Origin of the sequence: Marihabitans asiaticum (assembly GCF_007828725.1) — a bacterium.
In the GTDB taxonomy this organism is placed as follows: domain Bacteria; phylum Actinomycetota; class Actinomycetes; order Actinomycetales; family Dermatophilaceae; genus Marihabitans; species Marihabitans asiaticum.
The window spans coordinates 399,002-415,684 of record NZ_VIUW01000003.1 but is presented as its reverse complement, the minus strand read 5'-3'; the positions used below and the strand labels follow the sequence as shown (position 1 = coordinate 415,684).

Sequence of the window (16,683 nt, the reverse complement as noted above, 5' to 3'; positions counted from 1 at the left end):
CCTCTCCCCTGGAAGCAACTTGTCGGATCTTGAACCGATCTTTACCGCCGCCTGACCATCTCGCTCCCTCGGCTCCGCCGGCAGCCGGGTGGCTACCCTGGCGCCATGCCTGAGAACGGACCCGCGCAGCCGGACCAGCCCCAGCCGCCGTACGGGGGTGGCCCCGCCAGCGGGGCAGCCTCATCGCCACCGCGCCGCATCCGGATCCCGCACCTGCACGAGATGACCTCGACGGGCGAGCGCTGGACGATGCTCACCGCCTACGACATGTATGCGGCCGAGATCTTCGACGAGGCCGGGGTCGAGGTGCTGCTCGTCGGTGACTCCGCGGGCAACAACGTCTTCGGCTACGAGACCACCCTCCCGGTGACCGTCGAGCAGATGATCGCCCTCACCCGAGGCGTCGCGGTGAGTGCCCGGCGCGCCCTCGTCCTGGCCGACCTCCCCTTCGGCAGCTACCAGGCCTCGCCAGAGCAGGCCTATCTCACCGCCAGCCGGTTCATGAAGGAGGGGTTGGCGCACGCGGTCAAGCTCGAAGGGGGCGCCGAGATGGCTCCGACCATCGAGCGTCTCGTCCGCGGCGGGATCCCCGTCTGCGCCCACATCGGATTCACCCCCCAGAGCGAGCACACCCTCGGCGGCTACCGGGTCCAAGGGCGCGGCGACGCGGCGGAGAAGACCCTCGCCGACGCGCGCGCGGTCGAGCAGGCCGGTGCCTTCGCCGTCGTGCTCGAGATGGTCCCCGCCCCGACCGCCGCGGCGGTCACCGAGGCCCTGTCGATCCCCACCGTCGGGATCGGCGCCGGCCCGGACTGCGACGCCCAGGTGCTCGTCTGGCAGGACATGGCGGGGCTGCGCGGCGGCAAGGCGCCACGCTTCGTCAAGAAGTACGCCGACCTGCGTGGCGAGCTGGCCCGTGCGGCCGGCGAGTACGTGCGGGAGGTCAAGGACGGTTCCTTCCCGGCGGCAGAGCATTCCTTCGAGTCATGAGCGAGCCTCCCCCCTTCGACTCCCCGCAGATCCGGACCCGATGGTCCGAGGTCAGCGGGGGGATCGACGCGGCCAATGCCTACCAGCGTCACTTCGACGCCCTCCTCGCCGACGGGGTCGACATCCACGGCGAGGCCCGCTTCGTGCACGCGCTGCGGCCCGCGCCGATCCGCGTCCTCGACGCCGGCTGCGGCACCGGCAGGGTCGCGACCGAGCTGACCCGGCTGGGTCACGACGTCGTCGGGGTCGACGCTGACCCGCACATGATCGAGGTCGCCGAGGAGCTCGACGACCTCACCCGATTCGTCGTCGCCGATATCTCCACCCTCGAGCTGCGCACCCAGGCCTTCGACATCGTCCTGCTCGCCGGCAACGTCCTGCCCTTCCTCGCCGACGGGACCCTCGTCGCCGCCCTACGGCGGCTCCGGGCCCATCTCGCCGCGGACGGCCTGCTCGTGGCCGGCTGGTCCCTGCCGGGCCACCAGCCCGAGGGCGCCTCGGCGCTCGGCGTCGCCGAGGTCGAGCGGGCGGCCTTCGCCGCCGGTCTCTCGCTCGTGCGGCGCTATGCCGGCTGGGGTGGCGAGCGGTGGCCCGGCGACGGGTCGTACTGCCTCGCCCTCTACCGACGGTCCTGAGGCGGCTGCGCGGGAGGCGAAGGGAGGGTCAGCAGGACCCGTCGTCCGCGGCGGACCCCCAGCCCTTCTCCTCCCAGGCCTTGTCCTCCTCGTCCCACTTCTCGGTCTTCTCGGCCGCGGTCGCGAGCGCGTCCCGCGCCTCCGCCTCGGTGTCGTAGGGGCCCATGAGGTTCTCCCCCTTCGACTTGACCTCGTCGGCCTCGACCTCGCCGGACTCGATGTTGTACCAGAAGACCATCGCGGTGATCCCTCTCTCGTGTCGGGGCCGTCGTCGGCCCATGCCTACACTCGACCCTATGCCTGGAGCAGCCGTACGTCCCGACCACCAGGTCCGTGCTGGTGCGGTCTCACCACGCCGCCCGGTGCCGGCCACGATCGCCCGACCCGAGTACGTCGACAAGCCGGCGCCCGCCCCCTTCACCGGGAGCGAGGTCAAGGACGCCGAGACGATCGAGCGGATGCGCGTCGCCGGCAGGATCGCTGCCCGGGCGCTGGCCGCGGCTGCGGCCGAGATCGCCCCTGGCGTGAGCACCGACCGGCTCGACGCGGTCGCCCACGAGTACCTGCTCGACCACGGCGCGTACCCCTCGACCCTGGGCTACCGGGGCTTCCCGAAGTCGGTGTGCACCTCGGTCAACGAGGTGATCTGCCACGGCATCCCCGACGACCGGCCGCTGCAGGACGGTGACATCGTCAACATCGACATCACCGCCTTCGTCGACGGCGTCCACGGCGACACCGACGCCACCTACCTCGTCGGTGAGGTCGACGAGGAGTCGCGCCTGCTCGTCGAGCGCACCCACGAGGCGATGATGCGCGGGATCAAGGCCGCCCGTCCGGGCCGCCAGATCAACGTCATCGGGATGGTCATCGAGAAGTACGCGGCCCGGTTCGGCTACGGCGTGGTCCGTGACTTCACCGGCCACGGCATCGGCAGCGCGTTCCACTCCGGCTTGGTCATCCCTCACTACGACGCGGCCCCCGGCTACGACACCGTCATCGAGCCGGGCATGACCTTCACCGTCGAGCCGATGCTCAACCTCGGCACGCACGAGTGGACCATGTGGGACGACGACTGGACCGTCGTCACCAAGGACCTGGCTCGCTCGGCACAGTTCGAGCACACCATCCTCATCACCGAGGACGGCCACGAGATCCTCACCCTCCCCTGAGTCGAAGGCGATCACCAATGGGTAAGAAAGAGCACGCGCTGGGCGTCGACATCGGCGGGAGCGGGATCAAGGGCGCGCCGGTCGACCTGGACAGGGGCGCCTTCGCCGACGACCGGCTCCGGATCCCCACCCCGGACGTTGCGACCCCGGAGGCGGTGAGCGAGGTCGTCGCGGAGATCGTCGAGCACTTCTCGCTGAAGAAGGGCGCGCCGGTCGGTATCACCCTGCCGGCGGTCGTCACCCACGGCGTCGCCCGCAGCGCGGCGAACATCGACCCCTCGTGGATCGACTGCGACGCCCGCGAGCTGTTCACCGAGCGCCTCGGCCGCCCGGTGACCCTGGTCAACGACGCCGATGCCGCCGGGGTCGCCGAGGGCCAGTTCGGCGCGGCGAAGAAGCAGGACGGGCTGGTCATCCTCACCACCCTCGGTACGGGCATCGGCAGCGCGATGCTGCTCGACGGCGACCTCGTGCCCAACTCCGAGCTCGGCCACCTCGAGATCGACGGTCATGACGCCGAGACCCGGGCCGCGGAGTCGGCACGCGACCGCGAGGAGCTGGACTGGGAGGAGTGGGCGCAACGGCTCACCACCTACTACCGGCGGGTCGAGGACCTCTTCTGGCCCGAGCTCTTCGTCGTGGGCGGCGGCATCAGCAAGCGCGCCGACGAGTTCTTGCCGTTGCTGCAGATCCGCACCGAGATCGTGCCCGCGAAGCTGAAGAACAAGGCGGGCATCATCGGGGCGGCCTACCTGGCGGCGCGGGAGAGCTGACCCATCGAGCGGCGCCTGGGGACCCCTGACGCGGTCGCCGTCGGCCTGGCGACCATGATCGGCGCCGGCGTCTTCGTCGCCTTCGCACCGGCGGCGCGCGCGTCGGGCGACCTCCTGCTCCTCGCGCTGGCGATCGCGGTGGTCGTGGCCGGTCTCAACGCGCACAGCAGCGCCCGGCTCGCCGCCCGGTACGCGGAGTCCGGTGGGGCCTACGTCTACGGGCGCGAGCGCCTGGGCACGCCGTGGGGCCACCTCGCGGGCTGGGCCTTCGTCGTGGGCAAGACGGCATCGTCGGCGGCGATGGCGCTCACCGTCGGCGCCTACCTCGCGCCGGGCCGCAGCACCAGCCTGGCGGTCGTGGTCGTCCTGGCGGTGCTCGCGCTGAACCTCCTCGGCGTCCAGCGCAGCGCCCGTGCAGCGACGGTGATCGCCGCCGTCGTCATCGCGGGCCTGCTCGCCTTCGTCGCCGTCATGCTCCTCGCGCCGCCCGAGCTGCTCGTCGAGTCCGCTCCTCGCAGCGACCCGGTCGGGGTGCTCGGCGTGCTTCAGGGCGCCGGCTTCCTCTTCTTCGCCTTCGCCGGCTACGCCCGCATCGCGACCCTGGGCGAGGAGGTGCGCGACCCGGCCCGCGCCATCCCCCGGGCGGTCCTCATCGCCCTCTCCGCGGTTGCCGTGATCTACCTCCTCGTGGCCGTCGCGCTGCTGCGATCGGTCGGCAGCGAGTGGCTCAGCGCGCGGGTCTCGCCGCTGGCCGAGGCGGCGGAGATCTCCGGGGTGCCGTGGCTTGGTCCGGTGCTGCGTGTCGTCGCCGGCGTGGCGGCCACCGGCGCCCTGCTGGCCCTGCTCCTCGGGGTCTCTCGCACCGTGCTCGCCATGGCTCGCGACCGCTACCTGCCGCACCTCCTCGCACGGGTCGATCAGCGTGGGGTCCCGGTCGCCGCGGAGCTGAGCGTGGCGCTCGCCGTGGTCCTTCTCGTCGTCCTCTTCGACGTCCGGGCCGTCATCGGCTTCAGCAGCGTGTGCGTCCTGGCCTACTACGCGATCGCCAACGCCAGCGCCGCGACGCTCCCGGCGGGTGCGCTCGCTCGGTCCATCCCCGTGCTCGGGATGATCGGGTGCCTCGTCGTGGCGCTCGCCCTCCCCCTCACCTCGCTGGTGTCCGGGGTGCTGGTCCTGCTCGTCGGGGCGGCCACCGGGTGGCTGTCGCACACGGCGCGGACAGCGGGGGGCGAAGGGGGATGAGCCGGCCTGTAAGCCGGGTCCTGTGACGCGCCGCGAGCGGCGCGCGACGGCCATCCATCTGGGGTCGCCGTCACCGACGACCTCTAGCGTCCTACCCGTGCGCTCGGGCGGGCCGCCCTGGTGACGCGCACTGTCTGGACTTGCTCCAGGTGGGGTTTACCTAGCCGGACCGGTCACCCGGCCCGCTGGTGGTCTCTTACACCACCGTTTCACCCTTACCGGCGCCAGGCACCGGCGGTCTGCTCTCTGTGGCACTGTCCCGCGGGTCGCCCCGGGTGGCCGTTAGCCACCACCTTGCCCTTCGGAGCCCGGACTTTCCTCGACGCCGAGACGCCGCGGCCGTCCGGCCGACTCATCCGGGACCAGGATACCCACCCGCGGGGCGGCAGCGTCAGCCGACGATCTCGAGCTCGACCCGGCTGGACGCGACATCGGCGGTCACGACCCGGACCGTCACCGCCGACCCGAGCTCGACCCCCTTCGTCCCGGTGTCGTGGCTCGCGCGCGCGAGGACGGGCGGGTCCTGCAGCTGCACCTCGACCTGACCCCCGCTGCGGCCGGTCGCGTCGTCGACGACGACCGCCGGCAGTCGATCGCCGACGCGACCTGCGAGCACCACGGCCTCGACGGTGTCGGTGCAGGCCCGCTCGACCGCTCCCGCCAGACGCCCGGAGCGCTCCATGATCTCGGGCAGGTCGGGCAGCGCCTCGCGCGCCCAGCCCGGCGCCTCGTCCCCGGAGCTGATCGCCGCGCACACCGCGAGACCGAAGCGGTCGACCAGGCGGCGCAGGGGTGCGGTGACGTGGGCGTAGGGCGCAGCGATCGCGGCCTGCTCGGTCTCCTCAGGCAGCTCACCGTCGAAGGCGGTGTACCCGGCCCCGCGGAAGAGCATCGTCGCCTCGTGCACGAGCGCGAGGTGAGCCGGGTCGCTCACGTCGAGCGAGCGGAGCAGCTCGCCGTAGCCATACTCGCGCGGCCAATCGACCCCGAGCCCGAGCGCCACCGCCCGCAGCTGTCGGATCGCTCGGTCCTCGGGCGCGGGCATGGTGCGCAGCACCCCGACCCGCCCCGAGAGCATCAGCTCGCCTGCGACCATCCCCGTCATGAGCGAGATCTGCGCGTTGAAGCGCTCGACCGGCAGCAGGGGTCGCAAGGTCAGCTCGACCTGGCCGTCCGCGCCGAGCACCACCTCCTGCTCTGGCATCGGCAGGGTGGCACCGCCGCGGGCCTCCTCCAGGGCGATGCGGCGCCGCCCGACCTCGGCGAGCAGCGCGATGCGGCCCTCGCCGTCGCCGTCGTCGAGCTCTGCCTGGGCCTGGTCGTAGTCGAGCCGGTCGACCGAGCGGACCATCGCCGCGTAGAGCTCGTGCCGGACCACCTCACCCTCGGCGTCCAGCCGGAGGTCCCAGACGTAGGCCGGGGTGCGCTGTCCTGGGAGCAGGCTGGCGGCCCCCTCGGAGAAGACGGGTGGGTGCAGCGGTGTCCGGGTGTCCGGTGAGTAGATCGTCTGGCCACGGCGCCGGGCCTCGGCGTGGACGGCTCCCCCGGGCGCGACGAAGGCGTCGAGGTAGGCGATCGCGTAGCGCACCCGGTGTCCCTCCCCGTCGCGCTCCAGGTGCATCGCCTGGTCGAGGTCCATCGAACCCGGGGGGTCGATGGTGAAGAAGGGCACGTCGGTCTCGTCGCGGCCGGGGAGGTGCAGCGGCTGCTCCGCGACCCGGGAGGCCTCGGCCAGGACGTCGTCGGGGAACTCCGCCGGCACCTCGAGCTCGTCGCGGATCTGCTCGAAGCGCTCGTGGAGGGCAGAGCCGTCGCCGCCGGGCACCCCGCTCGGGAGCGTCGTGCGGGTCGGGCGGATCGTCCGTGGGCGCTGCGCAGGCATGGCCGCAGCCTAGGTCGTCGGGTCGGCTAGGTGCGGTTGGTGAAGGCGACGACGGCGTGGCCGTCGGGCCAGGCCTCGATGGCGGTGAGCGAGCCCGGCGCGCCGGCAAGGCGCCAGATGCGGTCGTGGGCGAGCCCGAGGACGTGGGCGAGGACGACGAGGATCGGCTTGCGGTGGCAGACGACCACCACGGTCCCCCCGCGGGCTACGACGGCCTCCCAGGCGGGGAGCACCCGGGCGGTCAGGTCGTCGTGGGACTCCCCTCCCGGCGGGGCGTAGGCGGCGTCGTCGCGCAGCGCCCGGAAGGCCTCGGCGTCGCGCGCGACGAGATCGCCGACCGCCTCCCCGTCCCATGTGCCGAAGGACTGCTCGTCCCACTCGGCGTCGGTCTCGACCTCCGCGCCCAGGGCGGCCCCGACGTGGGCCGCGGTCTGGCGGGCCCGTGCCAAGGACGAGCTGATCACGGTGGCCTCGCTCTCCCCGACGAGGGCCGCGACGGCTGCGGCAGCGCTGCGCGCCTGCTCGTGACCGGTCTCGGTGAGGTCCGGGTCGACGCCGCCGCGCCCGTCGAGCCGCCCCTCCTCGGTGAGCCGGGTGACCCCGTGGCGCACGAGGACGATCCGGGTGGGCTCACCCGGGTGCGGCGGCGGGCGAAGGGGGAGCTGCTGGGCGTCGGAGGTCGGCTCGAGTTCGTCGGGGTCGGCCCCTCCCTCCTCGGTGGCGACGTGCCACCGCTCGATGGTCTCCCCGTCCATGGCGCGGTTGGAGAGCGCGTCGGCGTCGGCGTTGTCGGCGCGGGGGACCCAGGAGTAGCGGACCGACCCGCCCGCCGCGACGATGGCGTCGGCGAGCTTCCTCGCCTCGAGCGCGAGGGCGCGCATGTCGGCGTGCTTGATCTTCCACCGCCCGGACATCTGCTCGACGACGAGCTTGGAGTCCAGCGCCGCCTCGACCTCGACGTCAGCGCCGATCCGTTGCGCCGCCTCGAGGCCGGCGATGAGGCCGCGGTACTCGGCGACGTTGTTCGACGCCGTGCCCAGCGGCGCGGCCAGCTCGACGAGCAGATCACCGCTGTCGGCGTCCCGCAGGAGCGCGCCGTACCCGGCCACCCCCGGGTTGCCCCTCGATCCGCCGTCGGCCTCGAGGCGCAGCCGTCTGGGCATCACTCGCCGGGGCGCACGAGGATGCGCCCGCACTCCTCGCAGCGCGCCACCTCGTCGGGTGGCAGCGCGCTGATCCGCTCGAGGTCGACGGGGTTGAGCTCGAGCTGGCACCCGCCGCACCGCCGCGCCGTCAGCTCGGCGGCGGCCAGACCGCCGGACTGGGCCCGGATCCGGTCGTAGAGGGCGAGCAGCGGGTCCTCGATCTCGGCCGCGATGCCGTCGCGAGGGGCGCTCACCTCCTGCTCGTCTCGGTCGAGGACGGCGCGGGCGGCGGCGACCTCCGAGCGGAGCCGCTCGACCTCCTCGACCAGGCCGGGCTCTCGCGCGCTCGCCTCCTCGAGGGCGCCGCGGCGCTCCTCGGCGCGCTCCATGACCTCCAGCTCGACGTCCTCGAGCTCGGACTGGCGCCGGGCGAGGGACTCCAGCTCGTGCTGCAGAGCCTGCAGGTCCTTCGCGCTGCCCTGCCCGGAGTCCAGCCGGGCCTGGTCGCGCGCGGCCCGGTCGCGGACGAGCTGGACATCGGCCTCGGCACGCTGCAGCTCACGCTCGACGTCGCTGACCTGGGTCTGGGCCAGGACGACCGCGTCCCGGACCCCGGCCAGCTGCGCCTCGGCCTCGGTCAGCTCGGCCTGCTGCGGGATCCGGGTCCTCGCGTGGGCGATCTGCTGCAGCCGGGTGTCGATCTGCTGCAGGTCGAGCAGTCGGCGCTGGGTGCTCGGGTCGGCCTTCAATCCTGGGCTCCTTCGGGGCCGGTCGCGCCGACCGTGAAGGTCCACGGGTCGGTGCAGAGGGTGCTGACGTAGGTGTCCACCGTAGCCGGGTCGTGCCCGTCCGCCGCGAGGCCGGAGAGCAGGTCGGTCAGGGCGCGGGACAGCCACAGCGACTCCCCCGCCCAGTGACCGACGTCGAGGAGGTACGGCGGACCGCCCCGGGACTCCTCGCGGGCCTCGAGGGCGGGGTGGTGGCGCAGGTCGGCGGTGACGTAGGCGTCGGCTCCGCTGCGGCGCACCGCGTCGAGCATGCCGTCACCGGCGCCGCCCATCACCGCGACCGTCTCGATGGCCGCGTCCGCGGGTCCGGACACGCGGATCCCTCCCGGGGCCGCGGGCAGCGAGCCGTGAAGCCGCTCCGCCAGCGCTCGCAGCGACAGCGGTGCGGCGAGCCTGCCGACCAGCCCGAGCGGGCGCTCCTCCTCGATCGCCAGCGGCTCGGGTGCCTCGATCCCGGCGGCTGCGGCGAGCGCGGTGTTCACGCCCGGGTCGGCGGAGTCGGCGTTGGTGTGGGCGACGTAGAGGGCCACGTCGCCGACGACGAGGGAGGTCACGGACTCCCCCTTCGCCGTCGTCGTCGCGACCGAGTGCACCCCCCGCAGCAGCAACGGGTGGTGGGTCAGCAGCAGGTCGGCGCCGGCGTCGCGCGCCTCCTGGATCACCGCGAGGGTGGGGTCGACCGCAGCGTGCACCCGGCGGACCGGCTGGTCCAGGTCGCCGGTGACCAGCCCGACCTGGTCCCAGGACTGCGCGCTCTGCGGCGGGAAGAGACGGGAGAGCACGGCGACGACGTCGCCCACGGTGACGCTCATGTGGGCCCGGCCGGGATCGAACCGACGACATCCACGGTGTAAACGTGGCGCTCTACCAGCTGAGCTACAGGCCCTGGCCTCGCGCGGCGAGGCGCAGTCATTGTGCCAGGCGCTGCCTGCGCTCCCCCTGCCGCTCGCCGTCAGCCGAGCCGCTCGACCGCCTCGCGGTACCCGGCGAAGTCCCGCCGCTCCCCCGCCCCAGCGATGAGCGACCAGGCCACCCGTCCGTCCGGGGCGACGAGGTAGGTGCCGCGCACCGCCATGCCGCGCTCCTCGTCGAAGACGCCATAGCGGCGGGCGACCTCGCCGTGCGGCCAGAAGTCGGAGAGGAGCGGGAAGAAGTAGCTCTGCTGGTCGGCCCAGGCGCGCAGCGTGTACACGGGGTCGCAGGAGATCGCGAGGACCTCGCGGCGCTCCCCGGCGAAGCTCTCGAGGTCGTCGCGGATCTCGCTCAGCTCACCGGTGCAGATCCCGGAGAAGGCGAAGGGGTAGAAGACGAGGAGCACGCTCTTGCGGCCTCGGTAGTCCGACAGCGCGACGGTGGCGCCGTTCTGGTCGCGCAGGGAGAGCTCCGGCGCCTGGTCACCGACCGAGATCACGGCGGTACCAGCTCAGCGGGGGCTCTTCGGGGACACCAGGCGGGTGCAGATCCAGTCCTGGCCGCACTTCGTGGTGCCCGAGGTGTGCAGCCCGGCGGTGCTGGAGGCCTCTTCGACCTCGGTGGGGTCGACCTCCTCGGGCCGGCCCGGGCACGGGGTGAGCAGCAGGATGCTGCCGCCGTCCTCGAGGGTGCCGATCGAGTCCACGAGCGCGTCGGTCAGGTCACCGTCCCCGGCGCGCCACCAGAGCAGCACGTGATCGACCACCCCGGTGTAGCCCTCGTCCTCGAGCTCGGCCCCGATGGCCTCCTGGGCTGCGGCACGGAACTGCTCGTCCGTGTCCTCGTCCCAGCCGAACTCCTGGATGACCTGGTCGTTCTCCAGGCCGAGCCGGCTCACGGCTGCGGCCGCGGTCTCGCCCGTCACCGATGCGTCCTTTCCGTCGTGGGCACGACCGGCTGGTCGCGCTGCGTGCCTCCCAAGTCCACCCAATCAGACTCGGATCCGCAACTGCCGTGCGCGGGGCCCTTGTCGATGCTTGCGCTGCGGGCGGTGCTGGAGCGTCGCCGGATCTCTTCGGCCACGGCCTCCGCGGTGCGCGCGTCGAGATGCTGGGCGAGCGGCTGCACCGCGCCCTGAGTCGAGATCACCCGCACGTCCGCGAGCCGCAGCCCGCGCGCCAGCCAGCCCTGGCTCACCGCCACGGACTGCACCCGGCGCCAGGGCGCCACCTCGACGACCCGTCCGAGCCGTCCGCGGCGGACGACGACGAGGTCCGGCGTGAGCAGGACTCCTTGGTAGCGCCAGGCGAAGGGGTCGAACCACCTGGCCCGTCGGGGGCACCCGATCGCCGCCGCGGGCAGACCGTGGTCCATCACCTCGAGGACGGGCGCGAGGTCGATGCCCGGTCCGAGCGCCCCGACCACCGCTCGTACCTCGTCTCGGGTCGCGGTCGGGACGAGGCTTCCCTCGCTGCCCACGTCCTCGCCGCCGACCTTGACCCCGGCGACGTTGGCCGAGATCGACCACCACCCCAGGCCGCGCCAGAGCCACGGCTGGGCGATGCCGATCGCCTGCACCTTGCCGACCGGCACGCTGGAGGTGGCCAGCGTGGTCAGCCCGTGCCGCATCCGCAGGGTGTCGCCCTGCAGCCTCACCGTGAGGTTGGCCCAGGTGGTGAGCCGCTTGACGACGTTGATCCCCCCGAAGAAGAGCACGGGGACGAAGGCGCTCGCGGCCGCCGGCTCGACGAGCACCCCGACGACCGCCGCGACGAGCCCACCGAGGAGGACGAAGAGGGTGCCGGGACTAAGCACCGAGCCCACCACGAGGCGGGAGAAGGGCATCTGCACCAGCGGAGGCGTCGCCGCAGCGGCTCGCCCGTCGCCGGCGCCCGTCGCCGGATGACCGTTCGTCTGAGGTTTCCCGGGGATCTGCGGTGGTGAGAGGTACCGGTCGGGGCCGACCGGGGCACCCTCGACCGGGGAACCCTCGATCAGGGCGCCCTCGACCGGGGCACCTGAGCGCTCGGCGAGGTCGACGATCCGGTCGCGAAGCTCGTCGGCCTCGGCCTTGCCCAGGTACGCCAGTGAGGCGTGCGAGTCCTCGCCTCCGGCGGCCTCGACCCGCACCTCGGAGAGGCCGAAGAGCCGGGCGAGGAGCGGCTGGTTGGCGTTGACCGACTGGATCTGGGAGTACCGGATCTCCCGGTGCTGCCGGAAGAGCGCCCCGGTGCGGACCTCGACGCTCGTCGGTCCGAGCCGGTACTGGGAGAACCACCAGGACGCGAAGCCGAGGGCCACGACCCCGGACAACGTCACGGCGAAGGCAGCGAGGGCGAGCAGCGGATGGGACGCCGCGGACGCCTCGAACCCGTCCGGGCCTGGAGGACCGCCGCCGGTGTCCCCCGGGCGGCCTCCCGTCGCCGCGGTGAGGAGGTCGTCGGCCATCTGGCTGAGGAAGTAGCCGACGGCGGCGAGGAGGAAGAGGCCACCGCGAAGGGGTGGTGAGAGGGGGTGGAAGCGACGCCACCCGCCCTCGGGAGCGGTCCCGCTCATAGGCCCGCGCGCCTGCTCTCACCGAGCGCGGTGAGCCGCTGCCGCAGCTGCTGGGCCTGGACCTCTGGGAGGCCGGGCAGGTCACCGGCGCTCACCGGGTTGGCGGTGTGGACCTCGATGGAGGCCAGCCCGCTCTGGCGCATCAGCGGCCCGGCGGAGACGTCGACGTACTGGATCCGGCCGTAGGGGATGGTGACCAGCGAGCGGAAGAGCCGGCCCTTGCGGATCGCCAGCTCGTCCTCCAGCTCGGCGAAGGAGATCGCGCTGACCTGCCGGCCGATGAACCACACCGACCAGATCCACAGCGCCAGCGCCAGCACCGCACCGATCGCGAACCACGGTGACACGAGCACCGCGGGCACGGTCAGCCCGAGGGCGAGCGGGAGCAGCCACACCGAGGCCACGAGCCGGCGGACCCGCGCCAGCCTGGGGTCGATCGCGCGCCAGTCCGCGCCCGCGGAACCCCGCAGAGGCAGACCGTCCGGAAGGTCCGTGACGTCCTGAAGGACCGCTCCCTGCTCGCTCACGCCCCCTATGGAAGCACGACCCGCACCGAGCGCCGCGCACCTCATCCCCCTTCGCTCCCCCCTCGCTCCCCTTGGTGAGGCCCCGGCATGTGACGCGGGCCACGCCAGGTGGGAGGATGGGAGCACACGACCCACCGGGCTCGTGGCTCGCGACGCGAAAGGACCCCGAACGTGACGGCAGGCGACGACCGGCTCAAGGACGGACCGATCCTCAACGGCATCCCGGCCAACCTCCCCGACATCGACCCGGACGAGACCCAGGAGTGGGTCGAGTCCCTCGACGCGCTCGTCGACGAGTCCGGTCGGCGGCGGGCTCGGTACGTGATGCTGCGCCTGCTCGAGCGGGCGCGGGCGATGAACGTCGGGGTGCCCTCGCTGACGACCACCGACTACGTCAACACGATCCGCCCGGAGCACGAGCCGTGGTACCCCGGCGACGAGGAGATCGAGCGCCGCTACCGCGCGTGGATCCGGTGGAACTCGGCGGTGCAGGTGCACCGGGCCCAGCGCCCGGACCTCTCGGTCGGGGGTCACATCTCCACCTACGCCTCGGCAGCGACGCTGTACGAGATCGGCTTCAACCACTTCTGGCGTGGCAAGGACCACCCCGGCGGCGGTGACCACATCTTCTTCCAGGGCCACGCCGCCCCGGGGATGTACGCGCGGGCGTTCCTCGAGGGGCGCTTCGACGAGGCCGACATGGACAGCTTCCGCCAGGAGGCGGCCCACCTCTCGGGGCAGGACGTCCCCGGGCTGCCGAGCTACCCGCACCCGCGCCTGCTCCCCGACTTCTGGGAGTTCCCGACCGTCTCGATGGGTCTGGGCCCGATGAACGCCATCCACCAGGCCCAGATGAACAAGTACCTCCACAACCGCGGCATCAAGGACACCAGCGACCAGCGGGTGTGGGCCTTCCTCGGTGACGGCGAGATGGACGAGCCGGAGAGCCGGGGGCTGCTGCACACGGCCGCCTACGAGGAGCTGGACAACCTCACCTTCGTCATCAACTGCAACCTGCAGCGGCTCGACGGCCCGGTCCGGGGCAACGGCAAGATCATCCAGGAGCTCGAGGCCTTCTTCCGCGGCGCCGGCTGGAACGTCATCAAGGTCGTGTGGGGCCGCGGCTGGGACCCGCTGCTCGCCGCCGACCACGACGGTGCGCTGGTCAACCTCATGAACCACACCCTCGACGGCGACTACCAGACCTTCCGCGCCAACGACGGCCAGTACGTCCGGGAGCACTTCTTCGACCGCGACCCGCGCACGCGCCGGATGGTCGAGGACTGGAGCGACGAGGACATCTGGTGGAAGCTCAAGCGTGGCGGCCACGACTACACCAAGGTCTACGCCGCCTACAAGGCCGCGGTCGAGCACTCCGGTCAGCCCACGGTGATCCTCGTCAAGACGATCAAGGGGTACGGCCTCGGTGAGCACTTCGCGGGTCGCAACGCCACCCACCAGATGAAGAAGCTCACGCTGGATGACCTCAAGGGGCTGCGCGACAGCCTGAAGATCCCGGTCAGCGACGAGGAGCTGGAGAAGGACCCCTACCTCCCGCCGTACTACAACCCCGGCCCGGACGACGAGGCCATCCAGTACATGAAGGAGCGTCGCGAGAAGCTCGGCGGCTACCTGCCCACGCGCACCGTGAGCTACCCGGAGATGACCCTGCCCGGGGAGGACACCTACAAGCAGCTGCGCAAGGGTTCGGGCAAGCAGGAGGTCGCCACCACCATGGCGTGGGTGCGGCTGGTCAAGGACCTCATGCGGGACAAGGAGATCGGCCACCGCTTCGTGCCGATCATCCCCGACGAGGCGCGCACCTTCGGGATGGACTCGTTCTTCCCCACGAAGAAGATCTACAACCCTCACGGGCAGAACTACACCTCGGTCGACGCCGAGCTCATGCTCGCCTACCGGGAGTCCGACGAGGGCGTGCTGCTGCACACGGGCATCAACGAAGCGGGGTCGGTCGCGGCCTTCACCGCCGCCGGGACCGCGTACGCGACCCACGGCGAGCCGCTCATCCCGCTGTACATCTTCTACTCGATGTTCGGCTTCCAGCGCACCGGTGACGGCATCTGGGCCGCTCAGGACCAGATGGCCCGCGGCTTCCTGCTCGGAGCCACCGCTGGTCGGACCACCCTGACCGGCGAGGGTCTGCAGCACGCCGACGGGCACTCCCAGCTGCTGGCGGCGGCCAACCCCGCCGTCGTCGCCTGGGACCCGGCCTTCGGCTTCGAGATCGCGCACATCATGCGGGCCGGCCTGGAGCAGATGTATGGCGGGGACGCGCCTCAGGAGGACCCCTCGCGCAACGTCATCTACTACCTCACGATGTACAACGAGCCGATGGTCCAGCCCGCCGAGCCGGACGGCATCGACGTCGACGGCCTGCTCAAGGGGATGTACCTCTACCGGTCCGGTGACGCCGACGGCCTGGGCGAGACCCCACCTCGCTGCCAGCTGCTCGGCAGCGGTGTCGGGCTCCCGTGGGCGCTGGAGGCGCAGGAGCTGCTGCGCGAGGACTGGGGGGTCGTCGCCGACGTCTGGTCGGTCACCTCCTGGAGCGAGCTGCGGCGCGAGGCGATGCGCTGCGACGAGGACGCCTTCCTGCGACCCGAGCAGGAGAAGCGCACGCCGTACATCAGCACGGCGCTGCAGGACACCGTCGGCCCGGTGATCGCGGTCTCGGACTACATGAAGCAGGTCCAGGACCAGATCCGCCCCTGGGTGCCCGAGGAGTTCGCCGCCCTCGGCACCGACGGCTTCGGCTTCTCCGACACCCGGGCTGCCGCCCGGCGCTACTTCCACGTCGACGGTCCCTCGATGACGGTCCGTGCCCTGCAGCTGCTCGCCGCCCGGGGCTGGGTGGACGAGGACATGCCCAGGCAGGCGGCCGAGAAGTACCAGCTGCACGACACCCAGGCCGGGACCTCGGGCACCGCTGGAGGCGACGCCTGAGGCGCTCACCCCTCGCCGGCCACCCCGTCGCGTGCGGTGACGCACATGTCGGGGTGGTCGCAGAACAGCCCGTCGACGCCGGCCTCGATGAAGGCGTGAGCCTCGGCCACCGCGCGGCCGTGCCCTCCCGGGTCCTCGCCGAGGCGGTAGTCGAGCGGCAGGAAGGCGTTCTCCGCGCGGAAGGTCCACGGCATCACCTGCACCCCTGCCGCGTGCGCCGCATCGACCAGCGTCGTCGGGTCACCGAGCGAGCCATCGGGTCGACGAGAGATCAGCTGACTCCTGTCCGGTCCGATGGCGTCCACCCAGGGTGAGAGACCGGTCAGGGCCTCCGGCGTGGACAGCTCGGCGTAGGTGGTCCCGGTCTCGGCGAGGTCGTAGGGGCCGCCCTCCTGCGTCATGAGCAGCAGCGTCCTGGCGCGGTACCCGTGCCGCTCCCGCAGCGCCTTGAGGGTGGCCACCTCGAAGCACTGGGTCCACATCGGGGCCGACACCGAGTTCAGCCCGAAGGCGGTGACCAGCCGGACCAGCTCGGTCTCCGGGTCCAACCCGAGGCCGTGGAGATACGTCGGGTGCTTGATCTCGGGGATGATCCCGATCTCTCGCCCCATCTCGCCGGAGAGGGTCTCGCGCAGGCGCAGCGCCTCCTCGAAGGTGAGGATCTCGTGCTGCCCGTCGTGGGTTGCCGAGTCCGGGCGCAGCTCACCGAGCCGCTCGACCGCCCGGAGCGTCTTCAGCTCCGCGAGGGTGAAGTCGTCGGCGAACCACCCCGTGACCGCCACCCCGTCGATGGTCCTCGTGGTCCGGCGATCGGCGAACCGCGGGTGCGTCGCGACGTCGGTCGTGCTGCCGATCTCCGGCTCGTGCCGGACGACGAGCACACCGTCGCTGCTCATCACGAGGTCGGGCTCGATGTAGTCGGCCCCCAGCTGCGCCGCGAGGCGGTAGGCGACCTCGGTGTGCTCGGGCCGGTACCCCGATGCCCCGCGGTGACCGATGATCAGGGGACGGCCCAGGTCTGGCACGCTCTGCTCCCTTCGCGCCGTGCGGTGTGGTGGTGGACGCCGGTCGAGACGATGACGGCTGAGCGCCTAGGA

16 protein-coding genes, 1 tRNA gene and 1 other RNA gene are annotated in these 16,683 nt (G+C 72.3%); 6 read left to right on the top strand and 12 right to left on the bottom strand.

Translation table 11 applies throughout. The features are described from left to right. Window positions 1-105: 105 nt before the first annotated feature. Together panB and FB557_RS10095 are read left to right on the top strand one after the other, a co-directional pair. Window positions 106-990 carry a 3-methyl-2-oxobutanoate hydroxymethyltransferase gene (gene panB / locus FB557_RS10100; RefSeq protein ID WP_144857477.1) on the top strand — a complete coding sequence of 295 codons (885 nt, stop codon included), beginning with the start codon at window positions 106-108 and terminating at the stop codon, window positions 988-990. Then, entirely contained in the window at window positions 987-1,625 is a 639-nt protein-coding gene (locus FB557_RS10095; protein ID WP_144857476.1) for a class I SAM-dependent methyltransferase, read from the top strand. Before panB ends, FB557_RS10095 begins: the two co-directional genes overlap by 4 nt. Before the next feature lie 28 nt (window positions 1,626-1,653). Here the strand turns inward: FB557_RS10095 and FB557_RS10090 are convergent, their stop codons facing one another. Further along, window positions 1,654-1,905: a methionine aminopeptidase gene (locus tag FB557_RS10090; protein WP_342778932.1), complete on the bottom strand. Its 252-nt coding sequence runs from the start codon at window positions 1,903-1,905 to the stop codon at window positions 1,654-1,656. A gap of 16 nt (window positions 1,906-1,921) precedes the next feature. On the opposite strand from FB557_RS10090, the gene map reads away from it, so the two are divergent. The 3 genes from map to FB557_RS10075 are packed head-to-tail and all read left to right on the top strand — an operon-like array spanning window position 1,922 to window position 4,812. Next, window positions 1,922-2,797, top strand: a complete 876-nt coding sequence (gene map / locus FB557_RS10085) for a type I methionyl aminopeptidase (RefSeq protein ID WP_144857475.1) — start codon at window positions 1,922-1,924, stop codon at window positions 2,795-2,797. Between the two features lie 17 nt (window positions 2,798-2,814). Beyond that, window positions 2,815-3,570, top strand: coding sequence for a polyphosphate--glucose phosphotransferase (gene ppgK / locus FB557_RS10080; protein ID WP_144857474.1), 756 nt, complete (start codon window positions 2,815-2,817; stop codon window positions 3,568-3,570). 3 nt (window positions 3,571-3,573) lie between these two features. Then, a complete protein-coding gene (locus FB557_RS10075) occupies window positions 3,574-4,812 on the top strand; it encodes an APC family permease (protein WP_281290057.1) in 1,239 nt (412 codons plus the stop codon). Here the strand turns inward: FB557_RS10075 and rnpB are convergent. The 10 genes from rnpB to FB557_RS10025 form a co-directional block, all read right to left on the bottom strand. Beyond that, window positions 4,806-5,167: RNase P RNA component class A (gene rnpB / locus FB557_RS10070), an RNA gene on the bottom strand. The two genes, FB557_RS10075 and rnpB, sit on opposite strands and share 7 nt — an antisense overlap. Window positions 5,168-5,203: 36 nt before the next feature. After that, window positions 5,204-6,694, bottom strand: coding sequence for an RNB domain-containing ribonuclease (locus FB557_RS10065; RefSeq protein WP_144857472.1), 1,491 nt, complete (start codon window positions 6,692-6,694; stop codon window positions 5,204-5,206). 26 nt (window positions 6,695-6,720) lie between these two features. After that, entirely contained in the window at window positions 6,721-7,857 is a 1,137-nt protein-coding gene (locus tag FB557_RS10060; RefSeq protein WP_144857471.1) for a bifunctional RNase H/acid phosphatase, read from the bottom strand. Continuing rightward, complete coding sequence (locus FB557_RS10055; RefSeq protein ID WP_144857470.1) at window positions 7,857-8,588, bottom strand: zinc ribbon domain-containing protein; 732 nt, start codon at window positions 8,586-8,588, stop codon at window positions 7,857-7,859. Before FB557_RS10055 ends, FB557_RS10060 begins: the two co-directional genes overlap by 1 nt. After that, complete coding sequence (locus tag FB557_RS10050) at window positions 8,585-9,439, bottom strand: Nif3-like dinuclear metal center hexameric protein (protein WP_144857469.1); 855 nt, start codon at window positions 9,437-9,439, stop codon at window positions 8,585-8,587. Before FB557_RS10050 ends, FB557_RS10055 begins: the two co-directional genes overlap by 4 nt. Window position 9,440: 1 nt before the next feature. Then, window positions 9,441-9,513: transfer RNA gene (locus tag FB557_RS10045), tRNA-Val, on the bottom strand. Window positions 9,514-9,579: 66 nt separating this feature from the next. Next, complete coding sequence (locus FB557_RS10040; RefSeq protein WP_144857468.1) at window positions 9,580-10,038, bottom strand: peroxiredoxin; 459 nt, start codon at window positions 10,036-10,038, stop codon at window positions 9,580-9,582. A gap of 12 nt (window positions 10,039-10,050) precedes the next feature. Next, window positions 10,051-10,464 (bottom strand): DUF3052 domain-containing protein, encoded by a 414-nt coding sequence (locus tag FB557_RS10035; protein ID WP_144857467.1) that lies wholly within the window; start codon window positions 10,462-10,464, stop codon window positions 10,051-10,053. Then, window positions 10,461-12,095: a PH domain-containing protein gene (locus tag FB557_RS10030; RefSeq protein ID WP_144857466.1), complete on the bottom strand. Its 1,635-nt coding sequence runs from the start codon at window positions 12,093-12,095 to the stop codon at window positions 10,461-10,463. Before FB557_RS10030 ends, FB557_RS10035 begins: the two co-directional genes overlap by 4 nt. Then, window positions 12,092-12,622 (bottom strand): PH domain-containing protein, encoded by a 531-nt coding sequence (locus FB557_RS10025; RefSeq protein ID WP_246074680.1) that lies wholly within the window; start codon window positions 12,620-12,622, stop codon window positions 12,092-12,094. Before FB557_RS10025 ends, FB557_RS10030 begins: the two co-directional genes overlap by 4 nt. Before the next feature lie 171 nt (window positions 12,623-12,793). Here FB557_RS10025 and aceE point away from each other — a divergent pair, with 171 nt between their 5' ends. After that, on the top strand, window positions 12,794-15,586 hold the full coding sequence (gene aceE / locus FB557_RS10020) for a pyruvate dehydrogenase (acetyl-transferring), homodimeric type (protein ID WP_211356534.1): 2,793 nt from the start codon (window positions 12,794-12,796) through the stop codon (window positions 15,584-15,586). A 5-nt stretch (window positions 15,587-15,591) separates the two neighbouring features. Here the strand turns inward: aceE and FB557_RS10015 are convergent, their stop codons facing one another. Then, window positions 15,592-16,611, bottom strand: a complete 1,020-nt coding sequence (locus FB557_RS10015) for a glycerophosphodiester phosphodiesterase family protein (RefSeq protein ID WP_144857463.1) — start codon at window positions 16,609-16,611, stop codon at window positions 15,592-15,594. Between the last annotated feature and the right edge of the window lie 72 nt (window positions 16,612-16,683).